15 protein-coding genes are annotated in these 14,728 nt (G+C 65.3%); 7 read left to right on the top strand and 8 right to left on the bottom strand.

Annotation, left to right across the window (positions count from 1 at the left end; all coding sequences use genetic code 11):
* Positions 1-4 precede the first annotated feature (4 nt).
* From ACIGJC_RS06335 to pbpG, 4 genes are all read left to right on the top strand, one after another.
* Positions 5-904, top strand: a complete 900-nt coding sequence (locus ACIGJC_RS06335) for a DMT family transporter (RefSeq protein ID WP_483711476.1) — start codon at positions 5-7, stop codon at positions 902-904.
* 42 nt (positions 905-946) lie between these two features.
* Entirely contained in the window at positions 947-1,405 is a 459-nt protein-coding gene (locus ACIGJC_RS06340; RefSeq protein WP_483711161.1) for an acyl-CoA thioesterase, read from the top strand.
* A gap of 14 nt (positions 1,406-1,419) precedes the next feature.
* Entirely contained in the window at positions 1,420-2,157 is a 738-nt protein-coding gene (locus ACIGJC_RS06345; RefSeq protein ID WP_483711162.1) for a nitroreductase, read from the top strand.
* Between the two features lie 251 nt (positions 2,158-2,408).
* Positions 2,409-3,608 (top strand): D-alanyl-D-alanine endopeptidase, encoded by a 1,200-nt coding sequence (gene pbpG / locus ACIGJC_RS06350; protein WP_483711163.1) that lies wholly within the window; start codon positions 2,409-2,411, stop codon positions 3,606-3,608.
* A gap of 58 nt (positions 3,609-3,666) precedes the next feature.
* Here the strand turns inward: pbpG and ACIGJC_RS06355 are convergent, their stop codons facing one another.
* The 3 genes from ACIGJC_RS06355 to ACIGJC_RS06365 all read right to left on the bottom strand — a co-directional run bounded on the left by ACIGJC_RS06355 (position 3,667) and on the right by ACIGJC_RS06365 (position 6,741).
* Positions 3,667-5,079 carry an FAD-binding oxidoreductase gene (locus tag ACIGJC_RS06355; protein ID WP_483711164.1) on the bottom strand — a complete coding sequence of 471 codons (1,413 nt, stop codon included), beginning with the start codon at positions 5,077-5,079 and terminating at the stop codon, positions 3,667-3,669.
* A 27-nt stretch (positions 5,080-5,106) separates the two neighbouring features.
* Positions 5,107-5,826, bottom strand: a complete 720-nt coding sequence (locus ACIGJC_RS06360) for a FadR/GntR family transcriptional regulator (protein WP_483711165.1) — start codon at positions 5,824-5,826, stop codon at positions 5,107-5,109.
* Between the two features lie 126 nt (positions 5,827-5,952).
* Complete coding sequence (locus tag ACIGJC_RS06365; RefSeq protein ID WP_483711166.1) at positions 5,953-6,741, bottom strand: IclR family transcriptional regulator; 789 nt, start codon at positions 6,739-6,741, stop codon at positions 5,953-5,955.
* Between the two features lie 228 nt (positions 6,742-6,969).
* Here ACIGJC_RS06365 and ACIGJC_RS06370 point away from each other — a divergent pair, with 228 nt between their 5' ends.
* Genes ACIGJC_RS06370 through ACIGJC_RS06380 form a run of 3 tightly spaced genes read left to right on the top strand, consistent with a single transcriptional unit; the run spans position 6,970 to position 9,391 of the window.
* Positions 6,970-7,695 carry a (Fe-S)-binding protein gene (locus ACIGJC_RS06370; protein ID WP_483711167.1) on the top strand — a complete coding sequence of 242 codons (726 nt, stop codon included), beginning with the start codon at positions 6,970-6,972 and terminating at the stop codon, positions 7,693-7,695.
* Between the two features lie 17 nt (positions 7,696-7,712).
* Positions 7,713-9,125 carry a LutB/LldF family L-lactate oxidation iron-sulfur protein gene (locus tag ACIGJC_RS06375; protein ID WP_483711168.1) on the top strand — a complete coding sequence of 471 codons (1,413 nt, stop codon included), beginning with the start codon at positions 7,713-7,715 and terminating at the stop codon, positions 9,123-9,125.
* Positions 9,122-9,391 (top strand): hypothetical protein, encoded by a 270-nt coding sequence (locus ACIGJC_RS06380; protein WP_483711169.1) that lies wholly within the window; start codon positions 9,122-9,124, stop codon positions 9,389-9,391. Before ACIGJC_RS06375 ends, ACIGJC_RS06380 begins: the two co-directional genes overlap by 4 nt.
* Before the next feature lie 54 nt (positions 9,392-9,445).
* On the opposite strand, the gene ACIGJC_RS06385 is transcribed toward ACIGJC_RS06380, so the two are convergent.
* The 5 genes from ACIGJC_RS06385 to ACIGJC_RS06405 all read right to left on the bottom strand — a co-directional run bounded on the left by ACIGJC_RS06385 (position 9,446) and on the right by ACIGJC_RS06405 (position 14,662).
* A complete protein-coding gene (locus ACIGJC_RS06385; protein WP_483711170.1) occupies positions 9,446-10,240 on the bottom strand; it encodes an ABC transporter ATP-binding protein in 795 nt (264 codons plus the stop codon).
* Between the two features lies 1 nt (position 10,241).
* Positions 10,242-11,138, bottom strand: a complete 897-nt coding sequence (locus ACIGJC_RS06390) for an ABC transporter permease (protein ID WP_483711171.1) — start codon at positions 11,136-11,138, stop codon at positions 10,242-10,244.
* 167 nt (positions 11,139-11,305) lie between these two features.
* Positions 11,306-12,274: an ABC transporter substrate-binding protein gene (locus ACIGJC_RS06395; protein WP_483711172.1), complete on the bottom strand. Its 969-nt coding sequence runs from the start codon at positions 12,272-12,274 to the stop codon at positions 11,306-11,308.
* A 266-nt stretch (positions 12,275-12,540) separates the two neighbouring features.
* Positions 12,541-13,599: an aldo/keto reductase gene (locus tag ACIGJC_RS06400; protein ID WP_483711173.1), complete on the bottom strand. Its 1,059-nt coding sequence runs from the start codon at positions 13,597-13,599 to the stop codon at positions 12,541-12,543.
* Between the two features lie 28 nt (positions 13,600-13,627).
* Positions 13,628-14,662: a quinone-dependent dihydroorotate dehydrogenase gene (locus tag ACIGJC_RS06405; RefSeq protein ID WP_483711174.1), complete on the bottom strand. Its 1,035-nt coding sequence runs from the start codon at positions 14,660-14,662 to the stop codon at positions 13,628-13,630.
* Positions 14,663-14,728 lie beyond the last annotated feature (66 nt).

Below are 14,728 nucleotides of genomic sequence, written 5' to 3' on the forward strand. Positions count from 1 at the left end.
CACGATGGCTGAAGCTGGCGCAAGCGCGCGGCGAACCCTCTGGTCTGCCAGCATGCCGTGGCTGTTCGTGCTGATCTGGAGCACGGGGTTTATCGTGGCCAGGTATGGCATGCCGCATGCCGAGCCAATGACGTTCCTGTTCCTGCGGTTTGTCGGCGTCCTGGTGCTGATGGTGCCCTTCGTGTGGCTCGCGCGCGTGCCGTTGCCGCAACGCGAAGGGCGTGCCGACTGGCGCATGGTTGGCCATATCGCGGTAGCCGGGTTGTTTCTGCAGGCCGGTTATCTTGGCGGCGTCTGGGCCGCCGTCAAGCTGGGCATGCCAGCCGGCATGTCGGCCCTGATCGTCGGCATGCAACCGATCCTGACCGCACTGATTTCCGCGCGCCTGGGCGAGCGCATCAGCATGCGCCAGTGGCTGGGGCTGCTGCTTGGCATCGTGGGAGTCGGCCTGGTGGTGGCCAACAAACTGGGCGCCAGCGGACTGTCCGCGGCCAGCGTGCTGCTCGCGGGCGGGGCGTTGCTAAGCATCACCTTCGGCACGCTGTACCAGAAGCGCTTCTGCGCCGTGTTCGACCTGCGCATCGGCTCCGTCATCCAGTTCGCGGCATCCGCGCTGGCTTGCGTTCCCTTTATGTTCATGTTCGAGACTCGCCACGTCGACTGGACCGCCGAGATGGTCGGCGCGCTCGCCTGGTCGGTGGTCGCGCTCTCGATCGGAGCCATTTCGCTGTTGTTCCTGCTGATCCGGCAGGGTGCGGCGACGCGAGTCTCCAGCCTCATGTATCTGACGCCGCCGACCACGGCCGTGATGGCATGGCTGCTGTTCGGCGAGCGCTTTCCGCCACTGGCGGCATCCGGCATGGCCCTGGCCGCGGCGGGCGTCGCACTGGTCATCCGGCGCTAGTCGTTTCGCGTTCTTCCTTCTTTCCTGTTCCGCAACGTTCCCATGAAACCGCAAGCCGAGCACCGCAGCGCCTATCCGCACGCCCAGGCCATCACCACGCGTTGGATGGATAACGATGTCTATGGCCACGTGAACAACGTTGTCTACTACAGTTATTTTGATACCGTCGTGAACGCGTACCTGATCCGGGAAGGCGTGCTCGACTTTGAATCGGGCAGCACGATCGGGCTGGTGATCGAGACGCAGTGCAACTACTTCTCGTCGCTGAGCTTCCCGGACACGGTCACGGCTGGCTTGCGGGTGGCGCGGCTGGGAACCAGCAGCGTGCGCTATGAGGTGGGGCTGTTCAGCGGCGATAACGAGATCGCGGCGGCGCAAGGGCATTTTGTCCACGTCTATGTCGATCGCGTCACGCGTCGCCCGGTGCCCCTGCCCGAGCCGCTGCGCCGCGCGCTCCAGCCACTGGCGGTGGCTGGCGCACCAGCGCCGGGCGTGGCGTGATGGAGGAAGGAAAGATGTCGCAGGACGCGCAAGCTCGCAAGCAAGCGGCCGCCGAGGCTGCTGTGCAGCAGGCGGTCGACTGCGTCGACCGGGCCATCCTCACGCGCCGCTCGGTCCGGGCGTTCCTGGATACGCCCGTGCCACGCGAAACGGTGGAAGAGATTCTCGCCGTCGCCAGCCGCGCGCCATCAGGCACCAACACGCAACCGTGGCATGTCTATGTGCTGGCGGGTGACGCCAAGGCCAGGCTGTGCGCGGACCTGCTGACCGCCTACGAAGACCCCGAGCGCGACAGCAAGTACCTGGAAGAGTATCCGTACTACCCGCGCTCCTGGGTGAACCCCTACCTGGACCGGCGCCGCAAGGTAGGCTGGGACCTGTATGGCCTGCTGGAAATCAGCCGCGAGGATAAATCGCGCATGCACGAACAGCACGCGCGCAACTTCCGCTTCTTCGATGCGCCGGTCGGCATGATCTTCACCATCGACCGCATCATGGAGCTGGGCAGCTGGCTCGACTACGGCATGTTCCTGCAAAGCATCATGGTCGCCGCCCGGGCGCGCGGGCTCGATACCTGCCCGCAGGCCGCGTTCACGCAGTTCCACAAGATCATTGGCGATCACCTGCGCCTGCCAGGCGAGGAGATGGTGGTGTGCGGCATGTCCCTGGGCTATGCGGATCCGGAGGCGATAGAAAATCGCCTTAACACTGAACGTGAACCGGTTAGTGGGTTTGCGCGTTTCCTCTCATAGTGAGATATGTGTCAATGTGTAACGATTCGCGCCGACATACAAACCAAGACTACGGCAGTGGCGGGTGAACCCCGCAGCCGCGCAGTGACTTACAGGAGGTCTACGATGACGCACGTGACGAAGAGTCAACAATTTCCGCATTATGGAAATGTTTGCAAATCGAACTTTAACTAGCCTTCGTAAGTCTTTAATCTTGCTAACAATTTCTTAATTTCCTACACTAGCGCCATCCACGATGCGCTGAACGAATCATGTTCCGGTCTGATTCCATTTTTTCCAGATTCTTCGGCTCGACGCCCCTGAGCGCCGTAGCCGTAGCCGTGCTGGCATCCGCGTCGATGCTGGCAGCCCCGTTGGCCGAGGCTGCCACCAAGTCGACTTCCACTGAAAATTCCACGAAAAAGCCGACAAAGTCGCTCAAAGCCGAGAAAAAGGCCAGTTCGGGCAGCAAGCGCACGACGGCCAAGGCCGAGGCCGCGTCTTCCCGCAAGGTGATGGTGGTGAAGAACGGCCGGCACCGTGTCGTGGCGTCGAACCGGGCCGCGCCCGTGCGGGCGGTGTTTACGCCGGCCAAGCCGTCGCTCGGCGAGGCCATGGGGCTGCGCGATACCGAGGATGCGCTGGCCTTGCGATCGAGCGTCGCGCTCGTGATGGACCAGAACACCAACGAGGTGCTGTTCCAGAAGAATCCGAGCGCGGTGCTGCCGATCGCGTCGATCACCAAGCTGATGACTGCACTGGTGGTGATGGATGCTCGCCTGCCGATGGACGAGACCCTGACCATTACGGAAGAAGACCGGGACACCGAGAAGCACAGCAGCTCGCGCCTGCGCTTCGGTACCCAGCTCACGCGCCAGGAAATGCTGCTGCTGGCGCTGATGTCGTCCGAGAACCGCGCGGCATCGGCGCTGGGTCGCAACTATCCGGGTGGTCTGCCCGCGTTTGTCCAGGCGATGAACCGCAAGGCCCGTGAACTGGGCATGAACGACAGCCACTTCGTGGACTCGAACGGCCTGTCGAGCAGCAATGTGTCGAGCGCCATGGACCTCGCGCGCATGGTCAACGCGGCCTACCGCAACCCGACCATCCGCGAGTTCTCGACGCAGACCGAGCACGAAGTGAATGTGCTTGGCCGTACCCAGCACTACGTCAGCACCAACCGCCTGGTGCGCGGCGGCAACTGGGACATCGGCCTGCAGAAGACCGGCTTCATTTCCGAAGCGGGCCAATGCCTGGTCATGCAGGCCAAGGTCAACGGCCGCAACGTTGTGATGGTGTTCCTGGATTCCGTGGGCAAGCTCTCGCGTTTTGCCGACGCCACGCGCGTGCGTGACTGGCTGGAACATGCCTCGCCGTCGGCACCGCAGCCCCATGCGTTTCCGTCGTCGCCGAACCTCACGCAGTCGCCCGGCGGCGCGCAGGCGATCCTGACTTCGGCGCGCGGAACCTGAACTCCGCCTGCCCCAAAAAACGCGCCACGGTTGGCGCGTTTTTTATGGGCTTCACCCTTCAGAGCAGCTTGCCCGGATTCATAATGCCGGCCGGGTCAAACGCGCGTTTGACCTCGCGCATCAAACGCAGCTCCAGCGGATCCTTGTATTGCAGGAATGCATGCCGCTTGAGTTGCCCGATGCCATGTTCCGCACTGATACTGCCGCCGTAGCGCATCACTTCATCGAGCACGGTGCCGGTCACCACGTCTTCGTGCGTCGCTGCCCAGTCCTTCGGCGCTCCCGCCGGGCGCGACAGGTTGTAGTGCAGGTTGCCATCGCCAAAGTGCCCGAATATGAAGGGCCGGATCGCCGGGTCCAGCGCGCGCAGGCGCGCTTCCATCGACGCCATGAACGCCGGGATCTGTTCGATCGGCAGCGACACGTCGTGTTTCAGGTGCGGCCCGTCCGCGCGCTGCGCTTCGGAGATTTCTTCGCGCAGCTTCCACAGCGCCTGCAATTGGGCCAGCGATGCAGACACCGCCGCATCGAGGCACAGGCCGCGTTCGAGCGCTTCGCCAATGACGCGCTCCAGCAGCGCATTGAGCGCTTCTTCTTCGGCGGTGTCGGCCAGTTCCACCAGAACGTAGGCGGGATAGCGCTGCGCAAAGGGTTCTTGCACGCCTTCGGCATGCGTCAGGACCAGGTCCAGGCACGCGCCGGTGAAGAACTCGAAAGCCTGCAGCCGTGCGCCGCACTGCTCGAACAGCAGGGAATACAGCTCGAGCGCCTGCTGCGGCGATTCCACTGCCGCCAGCACGACACTGCGCGTATCGGTACGCGGGAACAGGCGCAGTGCAGCAGCCGTGATGACACCGAGCGTGCCTTCCGAGCCAATGAACAACTGCTTGAGATCGTAGCCGGTGTTGTCCTTGCGCAGCGTGCGCAGGCCGTGGAAGACCTCGCCGTTGGGCAGTACGGCCTCGACACCGAGCACCAGTTCGCGCGTCATGCCATAACGCACGACGTTGACGCCGCCGGCATTGGTGGCCAGGTTGCCGCCGATCTGGCACGAGTCCTCCGCCGCCAGGCTCAGCGGCAGCAACCGGTTGGCGTCGGCCGCGGCGCGGCGCAGGTTGCCGAGGATGCAGCCCGCTTCGGCAACCATGGTGTTGGCCACGGTGTCGAGCGAGCGGATCGCATGCATGCGGTCCAGGCTCAGCACCACGTTCAGCGGCTGGCCGTCGGGCGTGGCGGCGCCGCACAGGCCGGTGTTGCCGCCGCGCGGCACGACCGGTACCGCGGCCTGCTGGCAGAGCGCGAGGCAGCGCGAGACCTCGTCGACCGTGCGCGGGCGGACCACCGCCTGGGCCTGGCCCCGGTAAATGCCGCGCCAGTCGGACAGCCACGGCGCAATGTCGTCGGGCTGGGCGAGCACGGTGTCGGGACCAAGGGCTTCGGTGAGACGCTGGGGCAGGTTGGCGGCTGGCATGGAGGGAGCGCTTTCAGCTTTCTGTTTTCAGGGCAGGGGATCGGCGGCGCGTGCGCGCAGGGGCAAGCCCAGTCGCTGCGCCGCGCATTGCAGGTGGCGGATGGTGGCCTGGCGCGCCGCTTCGGCATTGCCGTCACGGATCGCCTCGAAGATGGCCTCGTGTTCCTGGTGCACGGACTCAGGCAATTGCGCTTGCTGCAGCGTGTTGGCGCGCGCGGTGGCAACGGCCTGGTGCAGCTGCAGGTTCATGTACTGCAGCAGCTGGCGGTAGTACGGGTTGTGGGTGGCACTGGCAATGCCGATGTGGAACGCGGCATCGAGATCGACCGCCGGCTGGGCATCATACAGATGCGTCTTCAGCCGATGCAGCAGCCCGGCAAGGGTATCGACATCGTCGGCGCTGCGCCGCATGGCGGCCAGTGCGGCTGCCGCGCTCTCGAGGTCCATGCGCAGGTCATACAGGTCGGCCAGCTCGGCCCGTCCCAGGTCGGGCTCGCCGGGAAGCTGGAAGCCCGCCGCGCCGGTACGGGAACGCACGGTGCAACCCACGCCCTGGCGCGTTTCCACGAAGCCTTGAGAACGCAGATGTTCGGTCACTTCACGGATCACGGCAGCACTGACGCCGTACTGGTCGGCCAGCTGCTTGCCCGTGGGCAGTCGATTGCCTACGGGATAAACGCCGTTCTCAATGTCGGTCCGGATCTGGCGCGTGACCTGTTCGGTCAAGGTAATGGCTCGGGTTCGCATAGCCGCCCGATTATAGGGTTTTCAGGTTATCTGAAAACTGCACGTAAACCCTTAGACCGCGTGGCCATGATCGGCTGAACCGGCGGCGGGCGGAAGTTCCCTTAGCCGCCGGCAAGCCAAAGCCGATCAGGCGGCTTCAGACTCCATCACATACCCCATGCCGCGCGAAATCTGCAGCGCCGTATCCTTCAGGTTCTGCAGCCAGCTGTCCTGCAGGCGGTCGGCGGGTGCCGACAGCGACAGGCCGGCCACCAGGCGGCGCGAATCATCGTAGATGCCGGCGGCGATGCAGCGCACGCCCAGTTCCAGCTCTTCGTTGTCTCGGGCGTAGCCGTTGCTGCGGACCCAGCCCAGTTCGCGCTCGAGCTTGGTCAGGTCGGTGATCGAGGTGCGCGTATGCCCGGCCAGTCCCGTGCGCGTGGCATAGCTGCGCACGCGCGTGGACTCGTCGGCGGCGAGGAACAGCTTGCCCACCGACGTCAGGTGCAGCGGCGCGCGTCCGCCAATGGCACGCACCACCTGCATGCCGGAGCGCTCGCTGTAGGCCCGCTCGATATACACGATCTCGTCGCCCTGGCGCACTGACAGGTTGACGGTCTGCCCGGTGACACGGTGCAGTGCGCGCATTGGCGCGAGCGCCGCGTCGCGCACCGACAGGCGTGCCTTGACCAGGTTGCCAAGCTCCAGCAGGCGCATGCCCAGCCGGTAGCTGCCCGGGTCCGAGCGATCGACAAAGCGGCACGCAACCATGTCGTTGAGGATACGGTGCGCGGTGGAAGGGTGCAGTCCGGTAGACATCGACAGCTCTTTCAGGCTGACCGGGTCGGCGTGCTGGGCCAGTGCGTCCAGCAGCGTCATCATGCGTTCAATAACCTGGATCGATGTCTTTCCAGGCGACTTGTCTGCGTCTGACATAAGGAAATGTTGCCCTGCGGCAAATTAAGCGTTTGCCTGATTCTATCTCGCATCGTGAAAATTTCAATAGGTGAAATGACATTCCGGTAAGAATCCTGTCGTGATGTGTCGCCGATGACGGTGTTGCGGCCTGATCGGAATGCACGGCGCGCCTGAATGGTTTGTGCGCCACTCCGCGGCGCAAGCGCGCATAATTGCGGGGTTTCGGGGTCTGGAGAAAGAAAGCAAATGCGAGTTGGCCTGTTCGCCACCTGCCTGGTGGACCTCATGCGCCCGGAGATCGGCTTCTCCGTGCTGAAGCTTCTGGAAGGCGCCGGCTACGAGGTGATGGTGCCTGAAGCCCAGACCTGCTGCGGGCAGCCCAGCTACAACTCGGGCGAGCGCGCCGTGTCGCGCGACCTGGCGGAAAAATTCCTGCGCGAATTCGAGATGTTCGACTACGTGGTGGTGCCGTCGGGAAGCTGCGGCGGCATGATCCGCCAGCACTATGCGGACCTGCTGCGCGATGACCCGGAACTCAACGGCCGCTATGAACGGCTGCGCGAACGGGTGTTCGAACTGACCGATTTCCTGGTGAACGTAGCGAAGATCGAACAGTTCGATTCCAATTTCACCGGCCACGTTACGTATCACGATTCGTGCGCGGGCCTGCGCGAGCTTGGCGTCAAGGCGCAGCCGCGCGAACTGCTGGGCAAGCTGCCCGGGGTGCAGCTCACCGAGATGAAGGACTGCGAGGCTTGCTGCGGCTTTGGCGGCACCTTCTCGGTCAAGTACGGCAATATCTCGACGGCGATCGTTGACGAGAAGTGCGCCAATATCAAGGCCAGCAGCGCGGATGCGGTGGTGCTGGGCGACCTGGGCTGCATGCTCAATATCGAAGGCCGCCTGCGCCGCAGCGGCGATACGCAGACGCGCGTGCTGCATATCGCGCAGATCCTGGCGGGCGACGCCTGAGCACCGGAGACGCGACGATGCAAGTCCACAGCATGGAATTCAAGGCGCGCGCCGGCCAGAAGCTGGCTGACCAGCGCCTGCAGCAGAACCTCAAGAAGCTCTCCACCAAGTTCGTCACCGCGCGCGCGGATGCCATCCGTGATATCGATTTCGATGCGACCCGCGCCGCACTGAAAGAGCGCCGCAACCGCGCGCTGGAAAACCTGGATGTCTGGCTCGCCACGTTCGAGGAAAACGCCACGCGCCGCGGCGCCACGGTGCTGTTCGCCGAGACCACGGCAGATGCGGCGCGCCTGGTCGCGGAGATCGCGCAGAAGCACGACGTGAAGAAGGTCATCAAGAGCAAATCGATGGTGACCGAGGAGATGCGGCTGAACCAGGTGCTCGGCGAGATGGGCGTGCAAAGCATCGAAACCGATCTCGGCGAGTACATCCTGCAGATCAACGACTCCGAGCCGCCGTCGCACATCATTGCGCCGGTGGTGCACAAGGACAAGGACGAGATCGCCGACCTGTTCGCGAAGGTCCACCAGAAGCCGCGCCTGACCGATATCCCGGAAATGACGCGCGAAGCGCGCGAGGTGCTGCGTCCCGAGTTCCTGTCCGCCGACATGGGCGTGACCGGTGGCAATTTCATCATTGCCGAAACCGGTTCGGTGGCGGTGGTCACCAACGAGGGCAATGAAGGCATGTGCACCGTCATGCCTCGCGTGCATGTGGCCGTCACTGGCATCGAGAAGGTGCTGCCGACGCTGGAAGACCTGGCGACCGTAATGCGGCTGCTGCCGCGTTCGGCGACGGGGCAGGCGATCTCGAACTATTTCTCGCTGTTGACCGGCCCGCGTGCCGAAGGCGAGCGCGATGGTCCCGAGCATATGTACTTCGTGCTCGTCGACGGTGGCCGCAGCGGGTTGATCGGCGGAGAGTTCCAGGAGATGCTGCGCTGCATCCGCTGCGGCGCCTGCATGAACCATTGCCCGGTCTACCAGAAGATCGGCGGCCATGCCTATGGCTGGGTCTATCCGGGGCCGATGGGCAGCGTGCTGACGCCCAGCTACGTGGGCCTGGCCAATGCCGTGGACCTCCCGCAGGCGGCCACGATGTGCGGCGAATGCAATCGCGTGTGCCCGGCATCGATCCCGCTGTCGGACCTGCTGCGCAAATTGCGCGAGAAGCAGATGGAGCGCGGCCTGCGTCCGTGGCAGGAGCGCTTCGCGCTGCAGGCCTGGGGCTTCGTCGCCCGGCGGCCGGCACTCTATGCGCTGGCCAGCCGTCTCGGCGCGCGCGTGCTGGCGCGCATGGGCGGTAGCAACCGGTTGATCGCCAGCCTGCCCATGGCGGGCAAGGGCTGGACCCAGACGCGGGACATGCCCGCACCCTCGGGACGCACGTTCCGCGAGCTTTACAAAGAAAGGAGGGCACGCACATGAGCGCGGCCAATACGGAGACGCTGGCGCGCATGCGTTCGGCATTGGACCAGCACACCGGCGGCACGCTGCCGGCGGCCGAACTCGTGAACGCGTGGCGCGAGGCAGCGCCCGCGCTGATGCTGCCGCCGGTGTTCGGTCAGGCGATGGAAGAACTGCTGCGCCGGCTGGAGATGTCGGCCGTGTTCGCGCAGGACAGCTGCTCGTTCTCGAGCACGGCCGTGACGGACCAGCTAAGGCGTTGGCTGGACAAGGCTGCTACGGTCTGACTGAAAAAAGAAAGGGAGCCTAGGCTCCCTTTCTTCATGTGTGCCGCAGCCTGATCAGCCCAGCAGCAACGCGTCGTCGTCCAGCTGTTCATGCCGCGTCTGCTCGAACATACGCAGCAGGTCAGGTACATCGAGCCCCTTGCGCTTCTCGCCGGACACATCCAGCACGACCTGGCCCTGGTGCAGCATCACCGTGCGCTGGCCATAGTCCAGCGCCTGGCGCATGCTGTGCGTGACCATCATCGTCGTCAGCTTGCTTTCTTCGACGATGCGCGCGGTCAGTTCCAGCACGAACGCGGCGGTCTTCGGGTCCAGCGCGGCGGTGTGCTCGTCGAGCAGCAGGATGCGCGACGGCTGCAGCGAGGCCATCAGCAGGCTCACCGCCTGGCGCTGGCCGCCGGAGAGCAGGCCGATGCGGTCGGTCAGGCGGTTTTCCAGGCCGAGGTTCAGCAGGCGCAGCTTCTCGCGGAACAGTTCGCGCGAGCCGCGGTTCAGCGCCGCGCGGAAGCCGCGCCTGGACCCGCGGGCCATCGCCAGCGCCATGTTCTCTTCGATCGTCAGCGCCTCGCAGGTGCCGGCCATCGGGTCCTGGAACACGCGTGCCACCAGGTGGGCGCGATCCCAGGCCTGCTTGCGCGTCACGTCGGTGTCATCGATGGTGATGCGGCCGGAATCGACCATCTGGTCGCCGCTGATCGCGTTCAGGAAGGTCGACTTGCCGGCGCCGTTGGAACCGATCACGGCCACGAACTGGCCGCTCGGGATCTCCAGGCTCAGGCCGCGCAGCGCGCGGGTCTCGATCGGGGTGCCGGGGTTGAAGGTGAGCTTCAGGTCTTGTGCGCGGAGCATCTCAGGCACCTCCGTTCTTGCGGGCAAACAGCTTCTTGCGGGTGGCGGGCAGCACCAGGGCGATCGTCACCAGTGCGGCGGTGACCAGGTTCAGGTCCTGCGCCTTGAGGCCGATGAAGTCGCTGTTCAGCGCCAGCGCAATGAAGAAGCGGTACAGGATGGCGCCCAGCACCACGGCGAGCGTGGTCCAGACCAGGCGGCGTGCCGGCAGGATGCTTTCACCGATGATTACGGCGGCCAGGCCGATCACGATGGTGCCAATGCCCATCGAGATATCGGAGCCGCCTTGAGTCTGCGCGAACAGCGCGCCGGCCAGGGCGACCAGCCCGTTGGAAAGTGCCATGCCGGCCAGCGTGGCGCGGCCCGTGGCAATGCCCTGCGCGCGCGCCATGCGCGGATTGGCGCCGGTCGCGCGCATGGCCAGGCCGAGCTGCGACGAGAAGAACCAGTCCAGGCCGACCTTGGCGATGACCACCACGATGAACAGGACCAGCGGGCGCAGCACGTAGTCGGGCAGCCAGTCGGGCTGCAGGATGGTGAACAGCGTTGGCTCCGTGATCAGCGGCACATTGGGGCGGCCCATGATGCGCAGGTTGACCGAGTACAGCGCGATCATCATCAGGATACTGGCGAGCAGGTCCATGATCTTGAGCCGTACATTGAGCCAGCCGGTGATGAAGCCAGCCAGGGCGCCGGCCACGATGGCGAGGGCGGTGGCGACAAACGGGTCCTGCCCGGCGGCGATCAGCGTCGCGGCCACGGCGCCGCCCAGCGGGAAGCTGCCGTCGACGGTCAGGTCGGGGAAATTGAGGATGCGGAAGGAAATCAGCACCCCGAGGGCAACCAGGCTGAAGATCAGGCCGATCTCGAGGGCGCCCAGAAGGGAAAAGAGGGACATGGTGAATCCTGTTGACAGCTGGCGCGGCCCGCCCGGATAAGGTCGGTCGGCTTGCCGTCTCGTTCAGGGGGCGGGCCCGGGTAGGGCAGTCTGGATCTTGTACTGTAGTGGACTAGCGGACGCGCGGCCGTCCGCGCGGCGCGGACGGCACAGGTCAGACGTTCTGCTTACTTGATGACGGTCTTGGCTTCCTTGATCAGCTCCGGCGACAGCGTCACGCCTTGCTTCTGGGCGGCGCCGGTGTTCACGAACAGTTCAAGGTTGCTGCTGGTTTCCGACGCGATCGCGCCAGGCTTCTCGCCCTTCAGGATGCGCACCACGACCTTGCCGGTCTGGTGGCCCAGGTCCAGGTAGTTGATGCCCAGCGCGGCGATGGCGCCACGCTTGACACTGTCGGTGTCGGCGGCAACCAGAGGAATCTTCGATTCGTTGGCGACCTTGACCAGCGCTTCGTAGGCCGAGACCACGTTGTTGTCGGTGTTGGTGTAGATCACGTCCACCTTGCCGATCAGGCTTTTGGCGGCGGCGCCGATGTCAACCGTGCGCGGCGCGGCGGCTTCCTTCAGCGTCAGGCCCTGCTTGGCCAGCAGTTCCTTCAGTTCCTTGACCACCACGACCGAGTTGGCTTCGCCCGGGTTGTAGACCATGCCGACGGTCTTGGCATTCGGCACCACGCGCTTGATCAGGGCCACCTGCTTGTCCAGCGGCAGCTTGTCCGACACGCCGGTCACGTTGGTGCCCGACGGCGCCCAGCTCTTGACCAGTTGCGCGGCGACCGGGTCTGTCACGCCGGAGTACACAACGGGCACGGTCTTGGTGGCGGCGACCACCGCCTGGGCCGACGGCGTGGCGATGGCAACGATCGCGTTCGGGTTGTCGCCGACGAACTTGCGGGCGATCTGGGCGGCGGTGCCGGTGTTGCCCTGCGCGCTCTGATATTCCCACTTCAGGTTCTTGTCGGCGTCATAGCCGGCGGCCTTCAGCTCCTCGCGCACGCCGTCGCGGATGGCGTCCAGCGCGGGGTGGTCCACGATCGACAGGACCTTGACGGTCTGGGCGTGCACGGCGCCGCCGCACAGCAATGCCAGCGCGACTGCGCCGCCGAGGATGGACTTCGTTGCCTTGAGACCCTTCATTTTGATCTGTTCTCCTCCGAGTGACTCGGTTCTGGATGGTACGCCGCGCACAAGCTTGGTCTCGCTGCCGGCGCCGCCACATGGCCGGCACCCGCTCCGGGCGGCGGGGCACTTCCTGCGGCTGATGGAAGGGCGCGCCTGCGCGAAAGCAAGACAGCGATAAGCCTGCGAGGATACCACTTCTCGCGCACGATATGCGAAGTCTCGGAGGGAATGCGAGGCATCCGATGCTGCCGGGGGCCGATTATTAGCCATCCAGGCGCAGATTATTGCGCGGGATTACAGATTTCCTTGTGGATTTCCCCGATTGCGGCAATCACATCTTCATGCAATTGCGTTTGCCACGCATCGATGTTTTCGCGCAATTGATCCAGCGACGTGGCGCCCACGATGGTGCTGGCGGCAAACCAGCGCGAATAGCACCAGGCCAGGGCCAGCGCCGCCGGCGACAGTCCGGCCGTGCGCGCCAGTTCGACATAGCGGGCCGAGGCCGCCATGGTCTCCGGGCGCATGTAGCGCGGGCTCCAGTCGGCGCCGAAGCGCGTCAGGCGGCCGGTTGCGGCGTCGTTGAACAGTGGCCTGGCCGGATCGCCGCTCAGGTACTTGCCGGTGAGCTGGCCGAACGCGAGCGGACTGTAGGCCAGCAGGCTCACGTCGGTGCGGAAGCAGGCCTCGTCCAGGCCCTGCTCGAAGCTGCGGTTGACCAGGTTGTACGGATTCTGGATGGTGGCGATGCGCGGCAGCCCATGCTGCTCCGCCAGCCTGACGAACTCCGCCACGCCCCACGGCGTTTCGTTGGAGACGCCGACATAGCGGATCTTCCCCGCCTGCACCAGTTCGGCAAAAGTTTCGAGCTGCGCCTGGATCGAGGTGCAGGGCCGTTCCTTGGCCGGATCGAAGCTCGTCTGGCCGAAGATCGGCGCGTTGCGCGCGGGCCAGTGGAGCTGGTACAGGTCGATGTAGTCGGTCTGCAGCCGCTGCAGCGAGGCGTCCACCGCCGCGCGGATGCCCGCGGGCGTCAGGTCGTCGCCATTGCGGATCCAGGGCATCCGGCCGGGGCCGGCCACCTTGGTGGCGAGCACCACGCGGTCGCGCGGCTGATTGCGGAGCCAGTTACCGATGATCTGTTCGGTCCGGCTGTAGGTTTCGGCGCACGGCCTGACCGGGTACATCTCGGCGGTATCGATGAAGTTGATCCCGCGCGAGAAAGCGTAGTCGAGCTGGCTATGGCCCTCGGCTTCGGTGTTCTGCTCGCCGAAGGTCATGGTACCGAGGCAGATGCGCGAGACCTGCAGGTCGCTGCGTCCGAGGCGGACGGTTTCCATGTCGCTCTCCTTGCTGTCTTGCGGGGCGTCAGGCGCGCAGCGCGGCGGCGCAGTCGCGCACCAGCGTCGGGCCGCGGTAGATCAGGCCGCTGTAGACCTGCACGAGCTTGGCGCCGGCATCGATCTTCGCGCGCGCGTCGGCGCCGCTGAAGATGCCGCCGACGCCGATGATGGGCACCGCGTCGCCGACCACCTGGCGCAGCGCGCGCACCACGTGAGTCGACTGCTCGAACACCGGCCGGCCGGACAGGCCGCCGGCTTCTTCCGCGTGCGGCAGGCCTTTCACGGCATCGCGCGAGATCGTGGTGTTGGTGGCGATTACCCCGTCGATCTTGTGGCGCACGAGTGCGTCGCCGATATTGCCGATCTGGTCGGCATCGAGGTCCGGCGCGATCTTCAGCGCCACCGGCACGTAGCGCTTGTGCTGGTCGGCCAGGCGCTGCTGGGCGGACTTGAGCGTCGACAGCAGGCTGTCGAGTTCGCTCGCACCCTGGAGCTGGCGCAGGTTCTTGGTATTCGGCGACGAGATGTTCACCGTCACGTAGGTCGCATGCGGATAGACGCGCTCCAGGCAGTACAGGTAGTCGTCGGCGGCGCGTTCGATCGGCGTGTCGGCGTTCTTGCCGATGTTCAGGCCCAGCACGCCGCCTTCGGCCTTCCAGCGCGATGCCCTGACGTTTGCGATGAAGGCATCGACGCCGCCGTTGTTGAAGCCCATGCGATTGATCAGCGCATCGGCCTGCGGCAGGCGGAACATGCGCGGGCGAGGGTTGCCGGCCTGCGCGCGCGGCGTCACCGTGCCCACCTCGATGAAGCCGAAGCCGAACGCAGCGAGCCCGTCGATATAGGCGCCGTCCTTGTCCAGCCCGGCAGCAAGGCCTACAGGGTTCGGAAAGCGCACGCCCATCACCGTGCGCGGATCGTCGGCGACGCGATTGCCGATGCAGCCGGCCAGGCCCATGCGCTTGGCGCGCAACAGGTTGTTCAGGGTGAAGTGGTGAGCGTCCTCCGCGTCCATCGAAAACAGGGCGGGGCGGAGCAGGGGATAGAGCGCGTTGAGCACGGGGAGAGGCGACCGGAGGGCCGGTGCAGAGTGAAAACCAAGCCGGCATTGTAGCGGCTGGGGCGC

This window comes from Cupriavidus sp. C3SS-1 (assembly GCF_057073755.1).